Below are 24,582 nucleotides of genomic sequence, written 5' to 3'. Positions count from 1 at the left end.
TTGCCTCAGCTGAAGGATTGGCGGCGGCGGCCGCGCAGCAGGGTTGCAGCGCCGGTGGCCAGCATGGAAATGATCAGGATGACCAGCGTCACAGCATTGGCGAACTGGTGGAAGCCATCCGACGCATAGGAGTAGGACAGGACGGCCAACAGTGGTGATGTCGGTGTGTAAAGCAGAATGGTGATTGCCAGATCGCCAATGACGTTGACGAAGGTGATCAAAAGGCCAGCGACAAGACCACGTGCCGCTAGCGGCAGGGTGATTGCACCCAGTCGACGGAAGAAACCTGCACCGGTCATACGGGCGGCCTCGTCAATATCGCCGGAAATCTGCGCCACGGTTGCCCGCCCTGTCTGCACGGCAAAAGGCAACATGGCGGCGGTCAGGGCCAAGCCCAGCAGTAGTTTTGTGCCGTAAAGTGCCGGCAAGGGACCAATCGGCGCGCCGTAGAGTGCTATGTAGGCAGCCGCAAAAGCAATACCGGGAAGCAGCATCGGCAGGAAGCTGAGTTGGGAAACAACATTGCTGAGAACCCGCACTTTCTGTTGCGTCAGGGCGACGGCGATCAGTGTTCCAATAATGTTGGCAGCAAGTGCTACAGATGCTCCCAGGATCAGCGTTGTGGTCATTGCCGAGATAAGCTGCGGATTATGAAAGATACCCGGCTGGCCACGGGCAAATGCCGGATTGGCCTCGCCAATCCAATAATGCATCGTCCAGTCTGAAAACAGTGCGAGCGATGACGGCGCAAGGCTTGCAGCCACCAGAAGCAGGATCGGTAAAATGGTGGTGAGGACACAGATGATCCAAGCAATGAGCGTCAGCGGTATGCGTGCACTGCCGAGTGTTGTGCGGCGGGGCACCGCACCCTTGCCGCCAATCGTCACGAAGTTGCGGCGACCCGACAGCACGCGGTTGCCAAGTCCAAGGAAGATCGCAGAAATGCCGATCAGCAATATGGCGAGCACGTAACCGCGCTCCGTCTGGCCGATTTCGATCATGCCGAACAGCCGCGTCGATAGTGTTTGCATACGAACGGGCAATCCGAGCAGTGCCGGTGCTGCGAAATTGGACACTGCTCCGGCAAAGGCAAGAGAGCCGCCAGCAATAATGGCGGGTGTAACGACCGGCAGGACAATACCGAACAGGATACGTTTGCGTGATGCACCGGTCATTTGTGCGGCTTCAACAAGATCACCGTTAACGGCGGCAAGCGCTGCTGCAATGATGGTAAAAGCCAGTGCATAGTAATGGGCGATCAATACGAGGATCGTTGGTGTGATACCCCATGACAACCAGTCAGGGACAGAGAACCCCCACCCTTCCAGCAAGCCGCCGCCACCGCCAACACGACCGTTGCGAAATACGGTGCCCCAGGCGAGCGCTGTTGCGAAACTAGGGATCATGAAGGGCAGTGTGGCCATGAATGCGATGACCGGCCGGCCGGGAATGTCAGTCATCACAACCAGCCAGGCGAGAAAGCCACCCAGCAGAACACAGCCACCAGCCACACCGAGGCCAATGACCATGGTGTTGAATGTCGGGCGCCAGAACAGGTTCTGCGACAGTCGGCTTGCCAGGACATCGCCCCATGCGGACGCCGAGGGGTAAATGGTTTGCGCCAGAATGGTCACCAGTGGGGCTGCCACCAGACCGACAAGTACAAGTGCCATGACAAGCGTCAGGCCACGTTTATTGAGTGCTGAACCAATCGGTCCGCTCAGGGATTTCATGTGGTACTCCAAGGGCATTGCTGTGTGCCCGATAGTCCTTGTCCAAAGAGCCAGCCTGCATCACCAAACGTTGAAAGACCGCGGCAGCTCCTGGCAAACAACCCTCTCCCCGTTGACTGGGAGAGGGCTTTTGTCTCGTGAGGTGTAATGTCTGTCGTCACCTGACAGTTATCACTGCAATGCGAGAATGAAGTCCGCCACATCGGCGCGGATTTTGGCGGTTTCTGCGGGTGCGATTTGCCATCCCTTGAAATCTGCGAGTGGGATGGCATCCTTGTGTGGCGTGATATCGGAACGTGTCGCCCAATCACCAGCTACATAGAAGGGCTTGAAACCCTCGCCGCCGTTTTTGCTGTCGTCACCCATAAGGAAGTCGACAGCAAGTCGGGCTGCAGCCGGGTTGGCCTGCTTGGAGTTCAACGCCAGAAATGCAGGAAAAACAATGCCGTTAGACGGTGTGACGTCGTTAGCGACTTGCAACGCCCAACCTTCATCTTCATTGTCGCGGCGGTCAGAATAGCTGGTGAAGCCGATTGGTGGCTTTTCCTGCCCCTTTGCGCCGATGGCCTTGTTGAGGTCATCGGTGGAGCCGACAAGAACGAGATCATTGGCAAAGAGAGCGCTGATGAACTGCTCACCTGCATTTTCGTTACCATCGGTGAGCGCAATTGCTTTACCGAATGCGGCTTCGTAGGATTTTGCCATCTCGTCCGACTTCAGGACGATTTCGGTCATCAGGTCGAGGTAGTCCCCGCGTTGCAGCGGATCGACCATAATGACGCGACCTTTCCATTCCGGTTTTGTCAAATCCCAGAGGTTTTTGATGGGCGAACCATCCGGATGGGCTTCTTCATTATACATCAGCACTTTGGTGGAAAGGCGCTGCGCCAGCAGTGGTGATTTGTATTGATCGGCAACAGTGCCTGCGACACGTGGCGGCACATAAGAAATCACTAGATTGTTGGCCAACAATTCTGTCAAAACGACAGGGGCATCGGAGATGTAGATGACATCGGCGCCCGGGAGACCTGCCTGCGCTTCACTCTTGATCCGGGCGATCTGCTCGGTCGAGGACATGTCGAACGTCACCATGTCGATTCCGGGATAGGCAGCCTCGAAGGCTTTTTCAACCCGACCAATGCGGCTGGTGAAGGCGTAAACTATAACCTTTCCTTCCTGCTTGGCCTGCGGCAGCAGGTCGGCAGCAGTCTTGGCGTCGAGGTCTTCGGCGAAGGTAGCGGTTGCCATGAGGCATGAAACGGCAGTGGCAATGAAGCGGCGCATGAAAAACTCCTTTGATGGGTCTGCGCCGTTTGTAATGTTTTCTTGCTACAAATTTATGACGTGCAAGTTATATTGCAAGACTAGCCTTCAAACTGTGCAATCAGGCTGCCGAGACGGTCGAGAGCCGCGAGTGCGTCTGGCCCTCGTCGTTCCGCCAATGCCAATATGATCGAGTTACAGACCGCCATTGGCACCGTTAACGTTTGGAAGCTGTTGGGCATGCCAGCACGCGGTGCAGCAAGCAGCACATCCGGACTTGGTGTCAGGGACGGGCCAATGGTGCCGGAAATGACGACTGTCGAAGCACCGGTGTCGGCAGCAACCTGCATCAGTTGCTCGTAATCCGGTGGTTGGCGGCGGAAGGCAAAGATCAGCAGAGTGTCATCCTGAGACAGCGTCAGCATCTGTTCTGCAAGATCACGCCGGCTGCCTGCCAGCGGGTGACTGTCGATGCCAAGTCGCCGCAGTCGGCGCTCCATCAGCACGGACAATACTTCGGCATTGCCCTGCCCGTAGATGAAGATGCGGCGGCGATCAAGTTTTTCGGCCGCTTCGAGAACATGGCTGTCGCTCAGATGATCAGCAATTCCGGACAAGGCTGCAATTTCGCTTGCAACAAGGAGCGGCAAAAAACCTTGCGCGCGCGCGTCGGTCAGTGTCGCGGAAATGCGTTCAGCGGGATCGGCAACCTTGAGGAATTCGCGGCGCAATTCGTCGCGAAACTCGGCGTAGGAGGCAAACCCGAGTTTGCGAGCCAGACGGGATGTTGTTGCCTCATGCACACCCAGCCGCGCTGCAAATTCGCTCGACGTGCCGATAGCGACCTCGCGCGGGGCTTTCAAAAGTTCGGAGATCAATTTCTGTTCGGTGGCTGTCAGGGTACCAGCAACGGCCTGAACGCGCTCCACCAGCGCTAATGTCGCGTCAATCTTCGGCATGGGTGTCCCAAACGATCTGCACTTGCATTCGGGCTATCGTAACGGCGCCGCCAAAGCAACTGTCTGACAAAGTGCCATGCGTTAAGCGGTGGCCGAAAGATCGATTTTGATCACGGCGATCTCCGCGAGGTGATGCCTTAGGCGTAAGCGGCAAGCAAGTTGCGCGGTGTCTCACTCTGCGTCAGCGATGAGTAGGTGACGACCGTTCCACGACCTCTGGCTTTAGCAGCGTAAAGTGCGGTGTCTGCCTGCTTAAGGGCCTGATCACACGTATTGGCCAGGGTGATGTGAATGTCGCTGAGGCCAAAAGATGCATCAACAACCACCTCAGCACCATGAATGATGTATGGCTCGGACAAATGTGAGGATAATTTGCGGCAACGCCATTCGGCGCCCTCCAGAGATGATGCAGGCATGAATACGACAAACTCATCGCCGCCCAAGCGGAACGCAACGTCGTTTTCACGGCCATTTGCCTGCAGGCGCTCAGCTACCTGTTTCAACAGTTCGTCACCGGCAGCATGGCCATGACGATCATTGACGCACTTGAAGCCGTCGAGATCAACGCATGCCACGACCAGATCACCCCGAACAGCGAGCCTTTTGAATTCGCTTTCCAGCATCGCGCGATTGGGCAGTCCGGTTAGAAAGTCGTGGGTTGCGGCGTGGCGCATATTTTGTTCTGCAGTTACCAACGACACTGCGGCGCGTTGTGAGAGCCCTGCAACAAAGAAACCACCGACCACCAGAACGATGATGACGGCCGATATAAGCGGCAGAGACTGGCGCATCAGATCACGCGCAGGCGTTGGAGGATGCCAGGAAAGCACTTCGGATTGACCGTTGAGGCCAACGGCAATCTCGACCCGCGCATGCCCTGACGGGACCAGATCCATAGGGCCGATCACCGCATCATCAAGCAAAAAACGTGTGCCGACAAATTCCTGCAAGCTGCCAGCAATCGGCGTTGCCGATACCAGAATGGGGGCGGTCTTGCCGCGCGGAATAGCCGTCTTGAAATCAGGTTGGAAAAGGCTGGCAGTCAGCAGAACCGCGTCGGTTCCGATGACTTCAATCTTGCTGAGCGCAATCGGTGCCGGAATTCCATCTGTCGTGACAGAATTTTCCCGGGCGCGAATGTTTTCAACAAGGCTTTGTGCGTCCTTGCCTATTGCCTCTGCACCGCGTGCAAAGAAAGGTCGTTCCTGCACTTCCTCTGCTGTTCTTGAATAGATCATCTTGCCATCGGCATCTAGGATGGAGGCGAAACGTGTTCTCGACGTGCCAATCAGTGAGCGACCAATGTTGCGGTCCGTCCACTCGAAATCAAATGCGTTGTCGATTTTGGCGATGGATTCGTCCCAGATCGTCCACGCCGTCAGGGCGAACTCAACGTCTTCGATCCAGATGAAGATGTTTCTCTTTACCAGGGTTTCCTGACGGTCCCGGACGTCTGCATCCAGGCGCTCCATTCCATAATAAGGAATGGTCGCCAGACCCATTATAAGAATGGCGATAAGTATGAGCGCAGGGCCTACCAATTTGAATTGGGTGAAGCGCGTGGTCACTGTAGATATCCTGATGGCGTTTGAACGCCGATATCTTCGCCTCGGGGCGCTTTCTGAACCGTTACTTTAGGCAGTTTTTATCTGTTTGGGTTAACGCATTTCACCGTGGGTCTCCCGACGTCTGTAATCACCGGCAGTTTAAGTGCGCCTGTGCTCGTCAGCTTCACACAATTGAAAACTATATAAGCATGTTCTGATTTTTCAGAGTATTTGATCCTAGGTGGCGACCTGCTTTAACTGCTGGAATGCAGCCTGTTTTGCGGTCTGGATTTTCATCGGAAATTCAAGTTAGTCTTCATCCCTAAAGTGCATGGGGATTGTCTGTCTTCGCGTAAGGACTTCGCTGATGATCAAGGTGCTACGTGACTAACAAAGGGCGGGATATTCTCGCAGGGCTCTCTGTCGCTGGCCTCATGCTTCCCGAGGCTATTGCCTATTCCGGCATCGCCGGGGTCCCTCCTCAACACGCTCTCTACGCTGCTGTTGCAGGCTGTCTGGTTTATGCGGTCCTCGGGCGCAGTCGGTTTGCGATCATCTCACCGACCTCTTCGTCCGCAGCGATATTGGCTGCCATGCTGGTCGCGCTGGTCCCTGAGCCCGGACAAAAAATGCTGCTGGTTGCCGTGGTGGTGTTTTTTGTCGGGCTGTTGTTTCTGGCAGCAGGCCTGCTGAAACTCGGTGCGCTCTCCAGCGTGATTTCTAGGCCGGTGCTGCGCGGGTTCACCTTTGGCCTCGCCATACTGATTACCTTGAAACAGTTCCCAGTGATTTCAGGGGTGTCAACCACAGGGGCCGGCACTTTTGAGGCGATCTGGCGCATCATGACCAACCCGGGTCAGTGGAATACATGTAGCATTTTGGTTGCGGCCGCAGCTCTGGCCTTTCTATTGGCCACGCGGCGGATTCCACAATTGCCGGCAAGCCTCGTCGTACTGGCACTTATTATCCCCGTTTCAATACTGCTTAATCTGCAGGAAAAAGGCGTTGCTATCGTTGGATCAATCGATCTGTCGGGGATATGGGGCAGCTTCACGGCGATCTCGTTTGATGAACTTTCCCACGTGGCGCGCTTTGCACCACCTTTGGTACTGATCCTGTTTGCGGAATCCTGGGGTACAATACGAGGATTGTCGCTCAGGCATGGTGAGATTGTCGATGCGAACAGCGAGCTAAAAACGCTTGGCATCGCAAACCTTGCCAGTGCCGCTTTGCAGGGAATGCCGGTAGGTGCCGGGTTTTCCGCAGGGGCCGCCAGTGAGGCAGCCAACCCGCAGACGCGGTTTGCTTCCGCGGTTGCTGCCGTTGGACTGGCAATCTTCTGTCTGGTAGCGTCCACATGGTTTGCTTACATTCCGCAAGCGGCACTTTCCGCAATCATCATTGTCGCCCTGCTCCATGCACTTGATCCCTCTCCGCTGATCAGGTTGTGGCGCTTGAAACACGACCTTATCCTTGCTCTTGGTGCAACGGCGGGCGTGCTGTTTTTTGGTGTTCTGGATGGCATGTTAGCGGCCATCGTGCTGTCGTTTGCCGTATTCCTGCGTCGACTATCATCACCCCTTGTCATGGTTCTGGGTCGGCTAGGCAGTAGCCATAATTTCGTAGACTTGAAACGGCACCCGGATGCCGAGGCTCCGGCGGGCATTATGGTTTTGCGCCCGGCACAGCCACTATTTTTTGGCAATGCAGAACCGATTTTTGCCGACATCACGCGATTGATTCTTGCAAATCCAGACACAAAGATTGCCATTGTCAGTCTGGAAGAAACATTTGAGCTTGATACGACAGCACTTGATGCGTTGCTGGAGTTCGATGCCAACCTGCGCAAGCGCAATATCACCATTCGTTATGCCCGAATGCATGACGCGGTGCGTGACATGCTGGCACGTGGTGGCGGTGAGGATTTATTACGCCGTGCAAATTATAGTGTCGACGATGCTGTTACTGCTTTGGAAAAAACAAGGGAGCAGACATGACACATATTTATGAACCCCGCCTCACCCGTACGGAGATTACAAAATTGCGACCGACCCAGATCACGGTCGGCTTTCGCGAGGTAGAGCTGAAAAGAAAAGAATGGCGGGAAACAGCCCCGACACGGGGCGATGGTTTTCTTGGCCATCATATCGTTCCTGTCGTTGCTGGCCCCAAAGGCAGATTGTTCCTTGTTGATCATCATCATCTTGTCCGTGCGCTGCATGAGGAAGGCGTCGAACATGTCCTGACCAGTGTTGTCAGCAATCTCGCGCACCTGGAGAAAGACGAATTCTGGTCGGTTATGGACCATAAAAATCTGATCTATCCATTTGATGTCGCTGGCCTGAGACGGCACACTGACGACATTCCGAAAAAGGTCGAGGATCTTAAGGACGATCCTTTTAGATCTCTTGCCGGTTATCTACGGATGGCCGGAGGATTTGCCAAAGTCGCAGTTCCGTTTTTGGAATTTGTCTGGGCCGATTTTCTACGACGCCGTATCGGCCTCGATTATGTCAATCGCGCCTTTGATGAGGCCTTGGCGACAGCCATGAAGCTGGCGAAATCGGGTGAGGCACGGCATCTTCCGGGGTGGTGTGGCATTGAGCAATGAGCGGCTTGTTTAGATATCACCGACCCGGTAGTCGGGTTTCCCTTTGTTGCTGCAGCAGGTCACGCCAACGTTTGACGTAGCCATCCACAAAACGCGGTTGAATACCTTCGACGGACATTTTTTCTGCCAATATTTCCAGATCGAAATCCTCTAGACGAGTTCCTGGCGGATAATGTTTCAGCGTATATTTGAAGGTCTCTTCCCAACTGCGCCGCACACCCACGGAAGCGTCTTCGATATGGGGGCGATACCCTTGTATGAGTTCTGCCAGGGTCATGTTCATAGAGATCCAGCTTCCAGGGATTTGCGACGATCGATACTTCGGCGGATTAGGGTGGTGACGTTTTTCCGGAGGCCCGCGCCATTCTGTCCACCATCTCGTTGCCCTCGATGCCGGAATGTGCCTTACACCATTCTATCTCAATGGTTGGATGACGCAGGAGAAACCCGTCCAGGTCTTTCCAAAGCTCTGCATCAGGTATCTGCCTTTTTCGTGCCCGCTGATTTGGGTTGATACGTTTCCAGCCATTGCCGCGCCAGATCGCCCGCCAGTGCCGGCATCCTTCGACAACATGCACGGAGTCGGTTCGCACAACAACTTGCCTGCCCTGCGCATGGCCATCCACCCACATTATTGCTTTCATGACGGCCAGCACTTCAAATGTGTTGTTGGTCAGGCCAGCGTCGTTGCCGTGAGCCGAGTGAATGAGTTGTCCTGCTTCATGCACGACAAAGGCCCAGCCACCTGTCTGGGTTGCAGGATCATAAGAGCCATCAGCGTATATTATCAGCGGGTCGAACATGAAGACATTTCGCAAGTTTCTGCCTGCAACAACAGGCAATTTGTGTGATTGCACTTTGGCGCCACCGCCGCAACCGCTGAACACGATTATCTAGCCCTCTTGGCGATGGAACGGATGACGAGTGGAACGGTTACATCTGTCTGCGCCGTCATGAGTGATTTTTTCAAAAGTCCTGAATGAATGGCGCGTCGGAATGGCCTTTGCCATCCATCGCGGGAGGAGCGATTATGACGACAACGATGAACATGGAAAATCTATCAAAATATATCCGCAAAATTGACTTCTGCATGATGTGCACACGCCGTGAGGATGGGCGAATTGCTACCCGGCCCATGAGCAATAATGGTGACGTCGAGTATGACGGGGATTCGTGGTTTTTTACCTACGACGACACGTCAAAAATTTCCGAAATCAACAGGGACCGCAGTGTTACGCTGACCTTTAGCGAGCCGCCCAGTCTGCTTGGCAAACCGGGAATATTCATCTCCATTGACGGCGTCGCTGAAATTATCAGAGATCGCAGCTACTTTGCAGAGCATTGGACAACTGGCCTCGATCACTGGTTTCCTGACGGTATCGAAACGCCCGGACTTACACTTTTGAAGGTCAGTGCCGAGGCGATCCAGTATTGGGACGGCGAGGAAAACGGGAAGATCAATCTCGTTGGTAGCTGATACGCAATGACAGGTGTGGATCGGGAGGCGGAAGTACGACCCGTCGCCGCTTCAACTCAACTTGCGGAGTTGATCGGGCTTGTGGGCAGCCCGCTTTCCTGATTTCTCACTTTCCACGATATATTGCGGATCGTCGGGTGTCGCCTTAACCGGATAATCTTTTATCTTGGTTGCTGATGTCTGTTTTCGGACAACCTTACCCTTGGTTTCACCCTGACTTGTGTTCCAGGCGACCTTATCGCCCTTACTCAAAGACTTCACCATCATCTCGTTTCCTTACGTGATGAGCCGGCAACGAAGTTGCTACCGCTCCCAGGATTGCAAACGGCATGTGTGGCAGGTGGGTTCCTGAATAATTCCGGTCATCGTCATCCGAAGCTTATTCACATATGGAGATGGTAGTCAGCTCACATCCGATGAAACCGGTTTTGACATGCTTTTTCTAACCGATGCCAGATTGAATATCCATGGAAGAAGGCGGGCGGTTAAGAGTGTTTTTGCCTCGGCAATGATGGCGCAGATGATTGCAGTGGCGACAACAATCGGAATGAACGACCGGATATCGAGCAGACCTGCTTGCGCAACATAATAGCCAACGATGACGATCACCGTCTGGTGCGCGATATAATAGGTCATCGTCGATTTGTTGAGATAGGTAACAACGCGGTTCGGACGGCTGGCAATTCTGCCGGCAAATGCCAACAAGGTCATCATTGCGCACCACTGGAAGATCGGCCAGGTGATATTAATCGCTGTCGGCACAATCTCTTGCATGTCTTGCCAGAAATTCAGTGTGTAGAATCCTGTGAGAGCCAACAATGATAGGATTGCAACAGCAAGACTTGTCCAGCGCTGACGATCAATTTCCTGCCAAAAACCTTTTTCGTTGACCAGCAGGGAGCCAGCCATGAACATCGAAAAGTAGACGGCATGGGCGTAAAAATCGGTGGTTATCACCAGTGTCACGCCAAACACCGGGTAAAGGCAAACTCTGAGAGCCATCAGAAGCAATACCGGGAAAATGAACAGTCCCTTGCCTCGCAGTCGGTTGGCCAGAGATGCTGATATGTCGGGCCAATGTCGCTGTATGTTCGGTTGCAGTACGGACCAGGCAAACATGTAAATCCAGAGATAAGCGAGAAACCACATGTGTTCCAGCGTCACGCCCGATTGGATGTAGTGTACCCAGAATTCCCAGTACGACAGATCAGGGAACGGATTATGCGGTGAAAGGAAAATCTGCGGCGGAACAACAAGCAGGACCCCCAGAATGAATGGCGGCAATAATTGTCTGCTGCGGGTGCTGCGAACTTCAGCGACTGACCGTCTACGCAGCAATGATGCTGTGACCAATCCTGAAATGAAAAACAGCAAGCTCATGCGCCATGGGTGAGAGGCGATTTCAACAAGGTCCACCAGTCGGCTGCTCTCGACGGAGTTGAGCCACCAGTCCTTTGTCCCGTAGATGAGGCTGGTGTGGTAGATGATGATCGTGCCGAAGCAGAAGACGCGCAACGCATCGATGTCGTGACGTCGCCCGCCCGTTAAATCACTTGTCATAGATTTCGCTCCCCAGCCGAGCGGTATACAACCATAGCAAGATTTATGGGGTGTTAATGCCGTCGGCTCGATTGGAGTGATCGATCAAATCGTTCTAACCGTTTTTTATTGCTTCAAGCGTCATTTTGAAGCGTTTGTCTGCCCGTCGCGAGAGACTGCTTGCTTCAACATCTCTGCGTCTTCGGATGAAATTTCGTCTGGCTTGAACGTTACGTTTTTGACGTCGTTGCCGGAGAAGTAGCTGTAGAACATCAGTGCTGAAAGGTAGCTGCCGTAGATTGAAGGATGGTTGCAATCATCATAGAGGCTGAAGCGCAGAGGCTGGCTTTGCAGCGCTTCCCAGACCAAACCGACATTCACCAGATCTACCCCAGTCAAGGCCGCAAGGCGAGCGTGCTGTTCCTGAATGTTGGTATGCATATTGGCATACCCTGATGGCGCAAACGCCTTTGCCTCTGCCGTCGGCATACCAGCATTCTTTACACATCGGTCGGTGTAACGCCAGGTGACGAACATGGCCGGAATGGATCCATGGTCCTGGACTTGTCTGATCAGGTTTGTGGCATCTTGCCATGCCTGAGGGGACTGTTCTGCGCTGTATTGATCACTGCTGAGCACCTGCAGTACGACATGATCCCATTTTTGCGATAGCAACTCTTGGGTGTGCTCATTCTTGAGGTGAAAACCCAGACTGACGCCGGGATTTGCAGCCATTTCGATATGAAGCTTTTTGGTGTAGCCAGCGGAGTCGGCAATGGTGCGTACCATCGCGGGCATATTGTGGTAAAATGTCCGACTGTTTCCGATGAAGAGCGCCGATTGTTCCGGCCTGTCATCGAAGTAGTCTTCAACCAAAAACATTCCCTGACGCAAGAACCCGTTGAACGGTGGAAGGAAGAGAAGGCAAACAAGCAAAATTGCCAGCAATGCGCTTTTTCTTGTGATCTTCGGCACCCGTCACTCCTTGTCAGTTTCCAGTGCGGGACAATTTGCGGTGAAAGCGTAAAGGATAGGTTGCGTCACCAACCCAAAAAATCTTTAACCGACATGTTTGAGACCATCCATGATGGCACATCGCGGATAATGTTTGCGGATCGCCACCATCACGACACCGGTCGTGATGGCTTTTTGTATTGACGTATCGCAGCCCCGATCATTCGGAAAATTTGAAGACTGATCCGCTCTGCGGTTTTGCTGGAGCTTGCGCAGCAATGCGCATGCCGGTGGCTGTTTCGAATTCTTGCGTGAAAGTCTGGCGCGCCTTGTCATCGAGGCCAAGTGTTTTCATCCCCGCGATGAGCCGTGCCGCCGGTTTATCCTTTGCAAGGAAAGCCTGTTGCAGGTCCGGCCGCCCGCTCAATACGGAACCGTCGGCTTCAGCGCCTGTCAGGTCAATTGCCCCACATTCTGCAAGCTTTGTTGCAGACGGCTGTTTCCCAAAATCACTATAGCATTGTTCGATTGCCTCGATTGCGCCGACGATGCCAGTCTCTATGTAGATCTGCATGAAGCGTTCCCTACCCAACCGTGCAGCTGCTGAAACGCTGCCGTTTTCTGCCGGCAACGTGACCGGTTTGACCACCGGTGTGCTTTCTGCTTCTGCGATAGTGGGCACTGCCTTTGCTTCACCACAGGTACGATCAGCAAGAACCCGTGCCTGCTGGTTGGCCTTTACGACGCCGATGCGGTTGCCGGTTGCTAGTTCATTGACCACCAGCACCTCCCCCTTGTTTGTAAAGACACGGATCACGGCTGCGCAAGGCGTGGCGTCACCGACGCGCTGGCGCCATTCAAGCTTCGCACCATAGGGTTGGCGTGCCTTGGGACTGATCTCGAACATGTCGTCACGTTCCAACGGCGTCTTACCACCCATAGGCAGGTAGAACACGCCAACCAGCCCTTCGACATATTGCAGCACGGCCCGAACATTTCCGGGGCCGGTGCATTCCCGAATAAAGGCATCATCCCCCTCTTCAGTCACCGGGCAGGCAAGGGTTTCAGAATAGGTCGACCGGAATTCGGCGGCGTGTGATGTCGACGCGATGCAAATGCCAGCCACAAGGCCAAGTGCGGATAATCTCGAAAAAGTCATGGATGTGCTCGCAAAACAGAGGGCAGAGAAAGAGGGGCAGATATTGGCCTGCCCCTTTACACTCAACGATTTTCCAGGATCAGGGGTGGCAGGCTGGAGAACCCATGAAGCAGGCCGAGACGATCTCGATGCGCATGCGCTGCTTTTCCAGTCGCTCGATCGTTGACTTGTCTTCGACGGCGAGTACCCAGTCCGCATCGTTTTCATCTTCGTTCAGGACAAATTGCAATGGCTCTTCATAATTAGGAAAACGGACGGTCATGGCCTGCGTTTTCCACATCAGCATGCCGCTGCTGGAGAAGCTGACATTAATCTCGCGCACAGCACCCTTGCAGACGAGGTCCTTCAGTGGAGCCTTTGATATTCCACTGGTTTCGGCCACGGCAACCGTTGTTTCAAGGAAGTTTTCTGATGCACCCGAAGCGGCCAGCGCGTTGGTGCAACGTAATTCATCTTCCTTTTTTGCCAGCTTTGTCGTCTCGACCTGGCAAGCGCTATGGACGGCAGAGAACGCGTTACCGCTCAACTTGGAAGGTAGATCGCTGCATAGTTCGCGTGCCACTTTGGCCTGTTCAGTACCTGGTTCCACGGAGGCGAACGCAGTGGTCACCTTCTCGAGGGCTGCAGTTGTCTGCTTTTCGTCGAGTGTTGTGCGGACAGCCTCACATTTTTCACGCACTGTCGTGCGCTGGTCTTCACCGAGATTACGAAGGTATCCGAGCTGATCGCAAAGGTCGCCGATCTGTTTGGCAGCGTCCGGTTTTTCCAACGAATAGGACGCGACCTGATCATCAATGTCCTTCATGGCAATGGACAGAATTTCCTGACGTCGGGCATCCAGAGGGCTACCGAAGAAACGGTCCGACAGGTTGGATTGGCCATAACCAAGACGCACTTTTTCCGGGTCGGGCTGGAGATTTTTTGTGTCAACCAGCGTTTCGACCGTTGCAGGAAGTGCACGCAGACGGGCCTGTTCGGCGCGCAATGTCTCAATGAATTGCTGGCTCTTCTGGATTTCAGCCCACTGCGATGCCAGACGCTGAGAATAGTCCTTGTGAATGGCTTTGCAACCCGGCGCATCCTCCAGGAATTTCTCTGCCATGTCGCGCGTCCAGTAATCGAAAGGAACGGCGGTTGCGAGCTGAAGCTTGTCGAATTCGAAATAGTTATAGGCAAAGTTGAGGTTGGTAAAACGCTGACACATCAGGCCCGCGTCGCTGTTACCGAGAACGGTGGCCGGGCTGGCACCGCTGTCGGCCAGGCGATCGGCCGTCTTTTGCAGCATCGTCACCATGTCCCGAAAACCGTTGTTGTCAGCGGAGGAACGCAGGGTGTTGGACAGGGCAGCATCAACACGTTCGCTCAACGCCTTGCGCTCTGCGTCCGTGGAGATCGGCATCGCCGTCAGTTCGTCTGATAGTGTTGTTCTGTAGCGTGTCCAGAACTCGGAGATCGACGTGCTATAACGTTGTGAATAGGTCGTCTGATCGAGTTCCGGCAGGGCGTAAACGATAGGCGGGAAACGTGTGGCATCCGCAACCTTGGCCGCGATCTCTTCATCCGGTTTGCTGGTATCGAGCAGAGCAAACAACTGGTCGAAGCGATCCCGTGGACTGTCTGAACGGCTAACTGCAAAAGTCGAGCAATCCGATTGTGGAGCGCCCTTCATCCAGATTGCCCGGATCGTATCGCCGTCGGCTGCCACATCAAGTCTTGGGTTGCCGTTGGCATCGTGAAGCTGCATGCCGTTGGCGGTCTTGCGCTCGGTCAAGTCGAGCCAGTTCACGTGGCTGGAGCCGCGCTGCTGGTAATAGACGGTAACCGCAATGTCACCGGACAGGTCTTTGCGGATATTCCAGTTGGTAGTGTAGTCGGTCTGGCCGCAATTGAATGCGCCGGAATAATAAATCTTCTGCGCCTGTTGGGCACTGGCCGGGGTCGTGCCCATCAGCGCGCTGGCGGTGAGTGCCGCCGCTAGGAGATATCGCATGATGTATCTTTCAGGATTGCAATGGTGATAAAAGAGGAAAGGCATCAGCGAGCAGATGCGGCCCATCCGTCACTGGCTTTGACCATTCTGATCGGAGTTGTGATGTCGCGGCCTTCTTTACCGAACAGACCGCCTTTTGCGGTGTAACGGACGTCGCAGACATAGGCCTTCTCACCACTTTCCTTGCAGCCGATTTTCTCGAGATCTGTTATCTGGATCGACATCATCTCACTGACCGGGTTGGCACCACCGGGAAGTCCTGCGCTCAAGCCCGCAGTCAGGTTCTTCATCTGGTTCTGTTCTGCCTCGATTGCGCCGTTCAGCGCCTTGCTGATGTCGCTCGCAGACGGCTCCCCAGAGCATGAGGCGAGCAGCAAGGCGGTGCCGCACAGCATTACAATTCTTCCCGCTGGGATGGTGGTCATCAGTCGCATTTTTTGTCCTGTTTTACCTATGAAAGGTCAGCATGAGATTGCTTACGGCATGACTGTCTCGTTGTCCTTGATCTCTGCCGCTTCTGTGGTTGCAATCGTCATGACGATCGTCGCGTTTGTTGATTAAAATCGGATGCGGGGAAATGGGGACGCCTCTCATGAGACGAAAGAATGCTTGGCCGACGGGCCGATCCCATTTGTTGCCAACCTCCAGGGAGAGGCAGGCTGCGACGGTTCTGGTCGCCCTCGGTCGCCACAATTCCATCCAATTCTTAAACGGCCGAATAATTACGGACGGTAATTTTACCCTGTCGGTTCGCTTTTAAGGTGGCGCTTTTGTCCATGCTCAACAGAGCATTAATGGCAGCATTGATTTTTTGCTTTGTGTTGCCTTCACGGAGAAGCATGGATCGAGTTTGTGTCGGCGAAGCCGTGCTTGCTTCATCCGTGCGTGTCACGGACAATTTTAGGTCTCCCGATTATTGGATATTTTTCGTGCGGCGCTACAATCGTTTGCTAACGAATGTCAATCATAATGCCGTTGAAACAACACGATAATTCATACTCGGCGCATGCAGACATGGGTTCATTCAATTCACTCTCTCAGGACCTTATCGATGCGTGGTTGCAGTCTGACGAAACCACTGGTGTCGATGACCTCTATGCCGGTATCCTCAGCCGGCTGACTATTAAGATGGCGCTTTCGGTCATCACAACAAGCGCAGATGATCCTTACGACTGGCGCTTCCGTCGCGTGAAGGATTTTGGTTTCAAGAGTGGTCTGCTGAATGAAATGAAAAGGCAGTTTCCCGATGCTGCCTTGCGCGACCTCGACCGTCGCTTCATTGATGATGCGATCATCGCAAGCTATTCACGGGCCCTCTGTTCCAAACGTCCGGCCATTGATGTCGTGCGAACAAAACTTCTCGGTGTCCGGATTGGCTACGAGCGCCTTATCCTGCCGCAGAAAGTTGAGGGAAAGCCTGGCTGGTGTCTGAGCCTGATCGAGGGGCGTTTCTTCATTTCGCGTATGCTGGAGGCAAAGACCGACATCACCGATGACAATATTATTCAGCTGTTGATTGAAGGGCAATCCACCAAGGAAATCGCCGAACTGCTTAATCTGTCGCCTAGAACGATCGAACATCGTCTGGACAGACTGAAGGATCGATTTGAAGCACGAAACCTGACGCACCTGGTGGCAAAGATTGTCGCCACGCAGGTTGATCGTCACAGTCATGATGCAAAAGCAGCGGCAAGCTGATCATGAATAGCCTCCCGAACCCGCAAGGCTGACAAGGGCAGAGACGCCCCTGCCCTTGTCAGCTGCAACTGTCATCGCCGCGTCAGGCAACGTATTTTTTGAACCACTCTATCGTGCGCTCCCAGGCAAGTTTTGCCGCCTCTTCACCGTAGCGAGGAGTGGAGTCATTATGGAAACCGTGATTGGTGTCCGGATAAATGTAGGCCTCATAGACTTTTCCATTTTCCTTCAAGGCCGCCTCATAGGCCGGCCAACCAGCATTGACGTTATCGTCATGCTGGGCAAATTGCAGCAGCAGCGGTGCTTTTATCTTCGCAACATCAGCCGCCGGAACCTGACGTCCGTAGAACGGCACGGAAGCAGCAAGTTCAGGATACGCGACTGCCGCCGCATTGGATACGCCACCACCATAACAAAAGCCGGTGATGCCGACCTTACCGGTGGTGAGGTCGCTGGCCATCATCCATTCAATGGCGGCAAAGAAGTCGTTCATCAGCTTGGTCGGATCGACCTGCCGCTGCAACTCACGTCCCTTTTCGTCATTGCCCGGGTAGCCGCCAACCGAAGTCAGTCCATCGGGAGCAAGTGCCACAAAACCGGCTTTGGCCACGCGACGGGCAACATCTTCAATGTAGGGGTTCAAGCCCCGATTTTCGTGCACGACCACAATCCCGCCCTTGCGGTCGGTAACCGCTACGCCGTCCTTGGCCGGGCGCACAAGATAACCCCGAACTTCTCCATTACCGTTTGGTGACGTGTAGGTGATGTACTCTGCCACAATATCCGGATCAGTGAAGGCGATCTGTTGGGCCAAAGCATAATTGGGACTGAGTGCTCCCAGAAGGGTGATGGCTGTCATACCGCCGACGGCGAATTTGCCGGCCCGGTCGAGGAATTCTCGTTTTGTAATCCGCCCGTGAGCGTAGAAGTCGTAAAGTTCAAGCAGTTCTTGCGGGAAATCTTTTGCGGTCAGGCGCGTCATGGTACCTCCAGCCAGCTGTTTTACATGGCGAACCATACTCCCCTGCCAGATATAGGGAATTCAACTTTTGGCGAGTGGCGCTCTGACGGTTGGAAGGACGCAGTCAGCAACGCATTATTTCTGCAGTCAGTTCGACTGCTCACCCAAAGTGGGGATGACAACTTTTCGCAAATCGCCCTGATATCGTTCCGCTAAGATTGCACTAGGGGGACACGATGCGCACTCTGATTACAATAGTTTGCTGTTTTTTGATGTCGACGTCTCAGAGGGAGAGATATCCGTATGGTCGATAGACTTAGTGGGCGCGTCAAGCTCTGACGATTGTCGCTGTGCTGACGTTTCCCCGGTGATTGGCAGCCTCTCATTATGTCACTGCCTGCGGCTATCAAACTGATGCGACGTCTTTTTTTAGTCACCAGCTATGCCAGACATGGTCCTTTCTGTTATTCTCAACGCGGTCATCGGTCTTTAAAAATGCAAATAGGGGTACCTACAGTGCGGGATGAGGCGGATTTCTCACAGCATCTGAACTGTGACGTTGAATTGAAGTTGAGTGGCCCGACAGGAAAAGCCATTGATAAAGCCTGTGCCAACGCCTTACGCGCTTTGGCTGATCGGCTGGAAAAGGGCGATTTTGAGGATGGATTGCATCCCGTAACCGATAATTCCGGAAAGCTCATCGGTGCAATTTACATCGATTACGCTCAAGACGCCGAAGTCGGAGCCGATTGAGTTGAGCAACTATGTGCTGGCGTGCATATAGTGCGCCCACATCTGCTCGACAGTGCTGTCACGCCTCGTGTTTCAAAGCATGTTTTACACGCAATATGGTGATGCAAACCGCAACAATGACGACCGGTATCGACACAAGCATGATCATAGGGCTCAGGTGATAACCTGAGTGTTCAAGTGTCTCAAAGACCGTCTTTAGCAGGCTGAGCAGATAGTAGCTGATGGCGATGATCGAGAAACCTTCAACAGCGCGCTGGATCTTGACCTGCGTTGCCGCGCGGTCGGCCATAGCCTGGATTTGCACGGCGTTCTGGTACTCGATTTCGACCTGAATGCGTGTCTGCAACAGGTCGATCATGTGCATTGTTGCGTGTGAAAGCTGCTCTAACCGCACAGCTGTGGCGTGACACGTGCGGACGGCTGGATTGAAACGACGGGCGACAAATACCCCAAAACGCTGGAAACCGGCGACGTGTTGCTCTCGCAGTTCGGAAATCCGCTCTTCAACGATCTTCGCATAGGCCGCTGTTGCCCCGAAGCGCGTACGGGTTTCAGCCGTGGCGGAAATGATTTCAGCAGACAGTAGCGAGATTTCATCCAGCAGCGCCTTATGCTCCGATGTCGAGGTGCTCAAATTCCGGCTGGTCAGATGCACCAGCTTGGCATCGAAATCCACCAGCTGTGGCGAAAGGCGTCTGGCTTCGGGAAGGCCAAGCAGCGCCATGCCGCGATACGTCTCGATTTCGTAGATTCGTCTGGTCATTCGGCCTAGGCGATAGGCATTCAAATCATTGTTGAACAGGATGATGCGGCTGCTTTGGTCGTTATAGACGCGGAAATCGGAGCAAACCTGGGCAGCCCCGTTGCCGATAGACGATGCTGCGGTGTCGCCAAAGCCAAATTTTCTCAAGACAGGGCCAAGTTCGGCTGGCGCCGGGCCCGATACCAGAATGCAGACACGGCAAATAAGTCGGGCATCTGTAAGGCCCGCAACCTCAGCATATTCGCCTGTTGTGGTACCTGATGTTGGCCAGTTTTCACTGCTTTTATCAAGGGGATGAACTCGAGTGACGGTAACAAATTCCGTATGATGCTCGATCTGGGTCTTGAAGGAGCTATCCTCCGTGATCCTTGAGACGTGGTCGTCGACATTGGGCCGTACCCCAGTCGTTTCAGGCATAAATGCGAGATGTTCCACAAAAGCCGGGCCTTCAAAATAGATCGACGGACGAGCGTGTAATTCTGAATTGAAATCGGCGGGCATCCGCTTTTGCTCCGGGCTACCAGTGGAAACGTATATGCTGCTTTAACAATCGTTAAGAACGATAGCGACCAGTGATTGCTGTTGTGACAGTATGTCGCTGTGAGCCGCTTTAATGCGGCGTTGTGTGCCGGTTGCCGTGCCAAATGCGTGTAATCAGGGCGATCGTTCACAATTCGACGACACGCTGTCTTTGTTTTCCGGATTGGATAAGGGGCAATGATGCCTATATGACTGGCAACAATGATGCCGGCGTGACCGGTATTTCTCCAACGTTTTGAAGGCCATATGAAAAAGATCGGATTTTTGTCGTTCGGGCACTGGACGCCCTCCCCTCAGTCGCAAACACGCTCGGCTGCCGACACTCTTTTGCAGTCGATCGACCTTGCTGTAGCCGCCGAAGAACTTGGAGCAGATGGCGCCTATTTCCGCGTTCATCACTTTGCGCGGCAGCTTGCCTCGCCGTTCCCGCTGCTTGCCGCTGTCGGTGCCAGAACCAAGACGGTTGAAATTGGTACTGGCGTCATCGACATGCGCTACGAAAACCCGTTTTATATGATCGAGGACGCTGGTTCGGCCGATCTGATCTCCGGCGGACGCCTGCAATTGGGCATCAGCCGTGGTTCGCCTGAACAGGTTATCGACGGTTGGCGGTATTTTGGCTATCGCCCGGCAGAAGGCCAGACAGAAGAAGACATGGCGCGCCAGCACACCGAAGTTTTCCTTGATCTCCTTGAGGGCGACGGATTTGCGCAACCCAACCCAAGACCGATGTTCCCCAACCCTCCCGGTCTGTTGCGGCTGGAACCACATTCGGATGGTCTGCGCGAGCGCATCTGGTGGGGCTCAAGCTCCAATGCGACGGCGGAATGGGCCGCAAAACTTGGCATGAACCTGCAAAGTTCGACACTGAAGACCGACGAAACCGGCAAACCGTTTCATGTTCAGCAGGCGGAACAAATCCGCGCGTTCCGTGCTGCCTGGAAAGAAGCTGGTCATGCCCGTGAACCACGCGTCTCGGTCAGCCGCAGCATCTTTGCTCTCGTCAATGATATGGATCGCGCCTATTTCGGTTACGGCAACAAGGAAGGCGATACGATCGGTTTTATCGACGATAAGACACGCGCAATCTTCGGTAGAAGTTATGCAGCTGAACCGGAAGCCCTTATCGAACAACTGAAGGCTGACGAGGCTATTTCCGAGGCTGATACGCTGCTTCTGACCGTGCCAAATCAACTGGGTGTCGCCTACAACACACATGTGATTGAAACGATCCTGAAGCAGATTGCTCCAGCACTCGGCTGGCGTTGATTGACGCAACCTTTTGCTACGCCTGTGGGGCGAATTGAGTCGTAGAGTTGAAAGGCCGGTCTCGTAGACCGGCCTTTTGTTTTAATGACGTCGCCTGTGCCGAAACTGCCAGATATGTAAGCAATCTGGGGCGCTTTGAGTTCCGGTTCTAGCCCACCAGATCGCGGTAACCGCGGCGTATTTTCTGGCGTTCAATGCGCAGAAATGCTGCTTTTGCATCAAGCGGACGGTCAAATGTCTCGACCATCGTCTGACCTGCTGCACCGATACGACCCCAATTTCGGATAAGCGAGACTTCTCCGAACAATGTCGGTTGAATGCTCAACATGTAGAAGCGCCGCATGTTTTGCGCCCGGTCGATCCGTTGAAGATGAATGGTATGTCTGTCGGGTTTTTCCATGCCCGGATTGTCGCTGCCGACCCGGATATCGTCCAACGACTAATCTGAATCGATCAGGCATCATTGATTCATGATTTTGATCATTTTCCGGAGCTGTGAGGTGTGTTTGGACGAGATATCCGAGCCGTTTTGAGGGTAACTGGGCAACAGGGACGGATATTGGCTGTAGCTGAGAATCAGTTGGTCGATTTCACGCTCTACAAAACTGATTCGTGACTCGTCTTCGTCATCAAGGTGCCTGATGGCCCCAAGGTTGCGTTTTTAAACAACTTTCATTCGTGGTGCGCACATCATGCAAAAGATGCCAATAGGGCGGCGGCCAATTTGTTAAGATATTGATAAATAGACGCGAAAACCTCTTAACAGGTGTAAACATCTGACGGAGTTGACGTCGCTGATAGGATTTCATTAACCAAGTAGGATTTGACGAAAATGCGGAATCGGTTAACTGTCGGTCGACGGTAAATTACTGACAATCACGAAAAAACCGTCGTGAGGCGAAATGACAACGAACCAACAGCGAATTCAACCAAAAGAATCCTCGGCAATGAAAATTAGCCGACAGGCTCAGCTGTTGTCTGCCCAGCTCCAGTCTATCCGCGAAAGACTGTATGAGCCAGAGATTGAAAAGAGCCTCAAGACATTTACCTCTCGCGAAGTTGCCAGCCTGTTGGGCATCGCTGAATCGACCTTGCGGCAAATGTCGCTCGATGGCGAAGGTGCAATCCCGGACCGGCAGGACAATGGCCGGCGAATTTATACGCTAGCCCAGGTCAATGAGATCCGTGAACACCTTGCGCGTAAGCGTCCAAATGAGGCGTTGGAGTTTCTGCCCCGCCGTCGTGAAGGAGAAAAGCTGCAGGTTATTGCTGTTGCGAACTTCAAGGGCGGTTCGGCAAAAACCACGACAACCCTTCACTTGGCGCACTATCTGGCAATCCAGGGCCTGCGCGTTCTTGCGATTGACCTTGATCCGCAGGCGTCTTTATCAGCGATGTTCGGCTACCAGCCGGAATTTGACGTCGATGAAAACGAGACTGTTTACGCCGCTATTCGTTATGATGAGAAGCGCAGACCCGTTCGTGAGGTGATCCGAAGGACCTATTTCGACGGGATCGACCTCATTCCGGCCAATCTTGAACTCATGGAATATGAGCACGAGACACCTCAGGCGATTGCCGAAGGTTATGGTCGTGGCGACGAGATTTTCTTCCGTCGCTTGTCATCCGTCATTTCGGAAGTTGAGGCAGATTACGATGTTGTGCTGATCGATGCGCCGCCGCAGCTCGGTTATCTGACACTTGGAGCATTGTGCGCGGCAACTGGTCTGTTGATCACTATTCATCCGGCAATGATCGATGTCGCGAGTATGAACCAGTTTCTGGCGATGATGAGCGATCTGATGGGCGTTATAGAAGATCGCGGCGGTACGCTTAGTCACGATTTCATTCGCTATGTCATTACCCGTCACAACCCGAATGATGGGCCGCAGGTGAATGTCGTCACGTTGCTGCGCTCTCTTTTCAAGGAAGATGTGTTGGCGCCGGCTGTTGTGGAAACCACGGCCATTGCGAGTGCCGGTCTGGAAAAAAAGAGCCTCTACGAACTGTCACGAGGCAGTGTCGGGCGCGACACGCTCAATCGTGCGATCGAGTCCGTGGATTCCGTGAACCGTGAAATTTTCCTTCACATCAAAGACGTGTGGGGCAGATAATGGCAAATCCCAAAGAACGAAATCAGCGCATGAAGAGCCTGTTCGCCAATGTCGACACGGCGGCGCTTGCAAAGCATACGCCAGTTTCCGTTGTCGATCATGAAAAGCGACGCGTCGGTTCAACGGCCGTCAAATCCATGGACCGTGCTTTCGTTTCGATCGAGGACGAGAACAAGCGCCTGCACGATCAGTTGTTGTCCGCGGAGTCGATTGTCGAGCTTGATCCGGACCACATTGTGGGATCGTTTGTGAATGATCGCCTGGATATTGAAGGCGATGCAACGTTTCAGGCCTTCGTCGAGGGGATCCGGGATGCGGGGCAGAAGCTGCCTATTCTTGTACGTCCGCTCGCAAACCGTCCAGGCCATTATCAAGCCGCGTACGGACATAGGCGGCTTCGCGCCTGCCAGATTCTGAAACGGCCGGTCAAGGCGATCGTTCGCGATATGAGTGATGAGGAACTTGTCGTTTCTCAGGGCATCGAAAACTCAGAACGTCTGAACCTGTCTTTTATCGAACAGGCGCTGTTTGCCCTTACTCTTCGCGATCGTAAATATTCCAGAGAAGTTATCTCTGATGCGCTGGGTCGGAAAGAGGGCAGAAACCTTGCCTATATTTCGATCCTGACAAACACCGCATCGTTGATCCCGGAAAACATTATCCGGTTGATCGGGCCAGCCTCGTCGATTGGACGCCCGAAGTGGGAAAAGCTGGGGTCTTTCATCAAGGACCGTCGGTTGAATGGAGCGCAGGCCGCCGCGGTTGCCGAACTCACCACATCTCCATCCTGGGCTGCTACTGGAAGCGATCAGCGTTTTTCATTGATTCTTGATGTTCTCGATCAATCAGCGAAGCGCGAACCGGTAGCCGTCGACGTGACGGTGGCCAATGGCGTCGTCATCGCTGCGAAACGTACAGATACATCGACACGGATCTCAATTCCGGACAATCGCCTTCCGGGGCTTTCGGACTGGCTGCTGCAACGGCTACCCGAACTTGTTGCGGAATTTCAGGACCAACAACGAAAGGATTCTGGGATGAGCTAGTCGCCAGAACGGAAAAGGGCCCATCGACTGCAATCGATAGACCCTTAAACCATTGGCCAACGGAACACGAAGCACCGTCAACATTAGCTGTAACGATCTGATTCTAAGACGGACGAACGCGTTAATCAAGTCTCTGTAACTGTCAGAGACCGTTTTTTTGCGTCTAAATTCCGATGGCTTCCTGAAAATCGACCTATTGGGAATGT

General features: G+C 53.7%; 23 protein-coding genes. 8 read left to right on the top strand and 15 right to left on the bottom strand.

Annotated elements, in window-relative coordinates; all coding sequences use genetic code 11:
• Window positions 1-5: 5 nt before the first annotated feature.
• From M2418_RS18085 to M2418_RS18070, 4 genes are all read right to left on the bottom strand, one after another.
• A complete protein-coding gene (locus tag M2418_RS18085; protein WP_259148316.1) occupies window positions 6-1,733 on the bottom strand; it encodes an iron ABC transporter permease in 1,728 nt (575 codons plus the stop codon).
• A 171-nt stretch (window positions 1,734-1,904) separates the two neighbouring features.
• Window positions 1,905-3,017, bottom strand: coding sequence for an ABC transporter substrate-binding protein (locus M2418_RS18080; RefSeq protein ID WP_259148314.1), 1,113 nt, complete (start codon window positions 3,015-3,017; stop codon window positions 1,905-1,907).
• An 80-nt stretch (window positions 3,018-3,097) separates the two neighbouring features.
• On the bottom strand, window positions 3,098-3,955 hold the full coding sequence (locus M2418_RS18075) for a MurR/RpiR family transcriptional regulator (RefSeq protein WP_259148313.1): 858 nt from the start codon (window positions 3,953-3,955) through the stop codon (window positions 3,098-3,100).
• Window positions 3,956-4,092: 137 nt separating this feature from the next.
• A complete protein-coding gene (locus tag M2418_RS18070; RefSeq protein WP_259148312.1) occupies window positions 4,093-5,523 on the bottom strand; it encodes a diguanylate cyclase domain-containing protein in 1,431 nt (476 codons plus the stop codon).
• Window positions 5,524-5,885: 362 nt separating this feature from the next.
• On the opposite strand from M2418_RS18070, the gene M2418_RS18065 reads away from it, so the two are divergent.
• Window positions 5,886-7,499: a SulP family inorganic anion transporter gene (locus tag M2418_RS18065; RefSeq protein WP_259148304.1), complete on the top strand. Its 1,614-nt coding sequence runs from the start codon at window positions 5,886-5,888 to the stop codon at window positions 7,497-7,499.
• Window positions 7,496-8,113 (top strand): ParB-like protein, encoded by a 618-nt coding sequence (locus tag M2418_RS18060; protein WP_259148302.1) that lies wholly within the window; start codon window positions 7,496-7,498, stop codon window positions 8,111-8,113. The genes M2418_RS18065 and M2418_RS18060 overlap by 4 nt, the downstream gene beginning before the upstream one ends.
• A 16-nt stretch (window positions 8,114-8,129) precedes the next feature.
• On the opposite strand, the gene M2418_RS18055 is transcribed toward M2418_RS18060, so the two are convergent.
• The gene (locus M2418_RS18055) at window positions 8,130-8,390 is read right to left on the bottom strand and encodes a hypothetical protein (RefSeq protein WP_259148300.1); all 261 of its coding nucleotides are present in this window, start codon (window positions 8,388-8,390) and stop codon (window positions 8,130-8,132) included.
• A gap of 52 nt (window positions 8,391-8,442) precedes the next feature.
• Window positions 8,443-8,916 carry a ribonuclease H gene (locus tag M2418_RS18050; protein WP_259148299.1) on the bottom strand — a complete coding sequence of 158 codons (474 nt, stop codon included), beginning with the start codon at window positions 8,914-8,916 and terminating at the stop codon, window positions 8,443-8,445.
• Between the two features lie 176 nt (window positions 8,917-9,092).
• On the opposite strand from M2418_RS18050, the gene M2418_RS18045 reads away from it, so the two are divergent.
• Window positions 9,093-9,590, top strand: a complete 498-nt coding sequence (locus tag M2418_RS18045) for a pyridoxamine 5'-phosphate oxidase family protein (protein WP_259148297.1) — start codon at window positions 9,093-9,095, stop codon at window positions 9,588-9,590.
• A 51-nt stretch (window positions 9,591-9,641) separates the two neighbouring features.
• Here M2418_RS18045 and M2418_RS18040 read toward each other — a convergent pair whose 3' ends face one another.
• The 6 genes from M2418_RS18040 to M2418_RS18015 all read right to left on the bottom strand — a co-directional run bounded on the left by M2418_RS18040 (window position 9,642) and on the right by M2418_RS18015 (window position 15,666).
• Entirely contained in the window at window positions 9,642-9,854 is a 213-nt protein-coding gene (locus tag M2418_RS18040; protein WP_259148647.1) for a DUF2945 domain-containing protein, read from the bottom strand.
• 138 nt (window positions 9,855-9,992) lie between these two features.
• Entirely contained in the window at window positions 9,993-11,150 is a 1,158-nt protein-coding gene (locus tag M2418_RS18035) for an acyltransferase family protein (RefSeq protein WP_259148296.1), read from the bottom strand.
• A gap of 120 nt (window positions 11,151-11,270) precedes the next feature.
• Window positions 11,271-12,104, bottom strand: a complete 834-nt coding sequence (locus M2418_RS18030) for a DUF4886 domain-containing protein (protein ID WP_259148294.1) — start codon at window positions 12,102-12,104, stop codon at window positions 11,271-11,273.
• A 199-nt stretch (window positions 12,105-12,303) separates the two neighbouring features.
• Window positions 12,304-13,242, bottom strand: a complete 939-nt coding sequence (locus M2418_RS18025; protein WP_259148293.1) for a hypothetical protein — start codon at window positions 13,240-13,242, stop codon at window positions 12,304-12,306.
• A 79-nt stretch (window positions 13,243-13,321) separates the two neighbouring features.
• On the bottom strand, window positions 13,322-15,232 hold the full coding sequence (locus M2418_RS18020; protein WP_259148291.1) for a hypothetical protein: 1,911 nt from the start codon (window positions 15,230-15,232) through the stop codon (window positions 13,322-13,324).
• A 44-nt stretch (window positions 15,233-15,276) separates the two neighbouring features.
• Window positions 15,277-15,666: a hypothetical protein gene (locus tag M2418_RS18015; protein WP_259148289.1), complete on the bottom strand. Its 390-nt coding sequence runs from the start codon at window positions 15,664-15,666 to the stop codon at window positions 15,277-15,279.
• Between the two features lie 580 nt (window positions 15,667-16,246).
• Here M2418_RS18015 and M2418_RS18010 point away from each other — a divergent pair.
• Entirely contained in the window at window positions 16,247-16,930 is a 684-nt protein-coding gene (locus M2418_RS18010) for a helix-turn-helix transcriptional regulator (protein ID WP_259148288.1), read from the top strand.
• Window positions 16,931-17,012: 82 nt separating this feature from the next.
• Here M2418_RS18010 and yghX read toward each other — a convergent pair whose 3' ends face one another.
• The gene (gene yghX / locus M2418_RS18005) at window positions 17,013-17,912 is read right to left on the bottom strand and encodes a YghX family hydrolase (RefSeq protein WP_259148287.1); all 900 of its coding nucleotides are present in this window, start codon (window positions 17,910-17,912) and stop codon (window positions 17,013-17,015) included.
• A gap of 366 nt (window positions 17,913-18,278) precedes the next feature.
• Here yghX and M2418_RS18000 point away from each other — a divergent pair, with 366 nt between their 5' ends.
• Window positions 18,279-18,644: a hypothetical protein gene (locus tag M2418_RS18000; RefSeq protein ID WP_192490687.1), complete on the top strand. Its 366-nt coding sequence runs from the start codon at window positions 18,279-18,281 to the stop codon at window positions 18,642-18,644.
• 58 nt (window positions 18,645-18,702) lie between these two features.
• Here M2418_RS18000 and M2418_RS17995 read toward each other — a convergent pair whose 3' ends face one another.
• The gene (locus M2418_RS17995) at window positions 18,703-19,908 is read right to left on the bottom strand and encodes a DUF3422 domain-containing protein (RefSeq protein WP_259148286.1); all 1,206 of its coding nucleotides are present in this window, start codon (window positions 19,906-19,908) and stop codon (window positions 18,703-18,705) included.
• A gap of 285 nt (window positions 19,909-20,193) precedes the next feature.
• On the opposite strand from M2418_RS17995, the gene M2418_RS17990 reads away from it, so the two are divergent.
• A complete protein-coding gene (locus tag M2418_RS17990) occupies window positions 20,194-21,216 on the top strand; it encodes an LLM class flavin-dependent oxidoreductase (protein WP_259148285.1) in 1,023 nt (340 codons plus the stop codon).
• 148 nt (window positions 21,217-21,364) lie between these two features.
• Here M2418_RS17990 and M2418_RS17985 read toward each other — a convergent pair whose 3' ends face one another.
• Window positions 21,365-21,616 carry a WGR domain-containing protein gene (locus tag M2418_RS17985; RefSeq protein ID WP_259148646.1) on the bottom strand — a complete coding sequence of 84 codons (252 nt, stop codon included), beginning with the start codon at window positions 21,614-21,616 and terminating at the stop codon, window positions 21,365-21,367.
• A 502-nt stretch (window positions 21,617-22,118) separates the two neighbouring features.
• Here M2418_RS17985 and repA point away from each other — a divergent pair.
• Together repA and repB are read left to right on the top strand one after the other, a co-directional pair.
• Complete coding sequence (gene repA / locus M2418_RS17980) at window positions 22,119-23,330, top strand: plasmid partitioning protein RepA (RefSeq protein ID WP_192490684.1); 1,212 nt, start codon at window positions 22,119-22,121, stop codon at window positions 23,328-23,330.
• The gene (gene repB, locus M2418_RS17975; RefSeq protein ID WP_250983854.1) at window positions 23,330-24,376 is read left to right on the top strand and encodes a plasmid partitioning protein RepB; all 1,047 of its coding nucleotides are present in this window, start codon (window positions 23,330-23,332) and stop codon (window positions 24,374-24,376) included. The genes repA and repB overlap by 1 nt, the downstream gene beginning before the upstream one ends.
• Window positions 24,377-24,582: the final 206 nt, after the last annotated feature.

The organism is Rhizobium sp. BIGb0125 (assembly GCF_024810055.1).
GTDB lineage: Bacteria > Pseudomonadota > Alphaproteobacteria > Rhizobiales > Rhizobiaceae > Agrobacterium.
The sequence above is the reverse complement of the archived record's forward strand: the minus strand, read 5'-3'. Positions and strand labels throughout refer to the sequence as shown.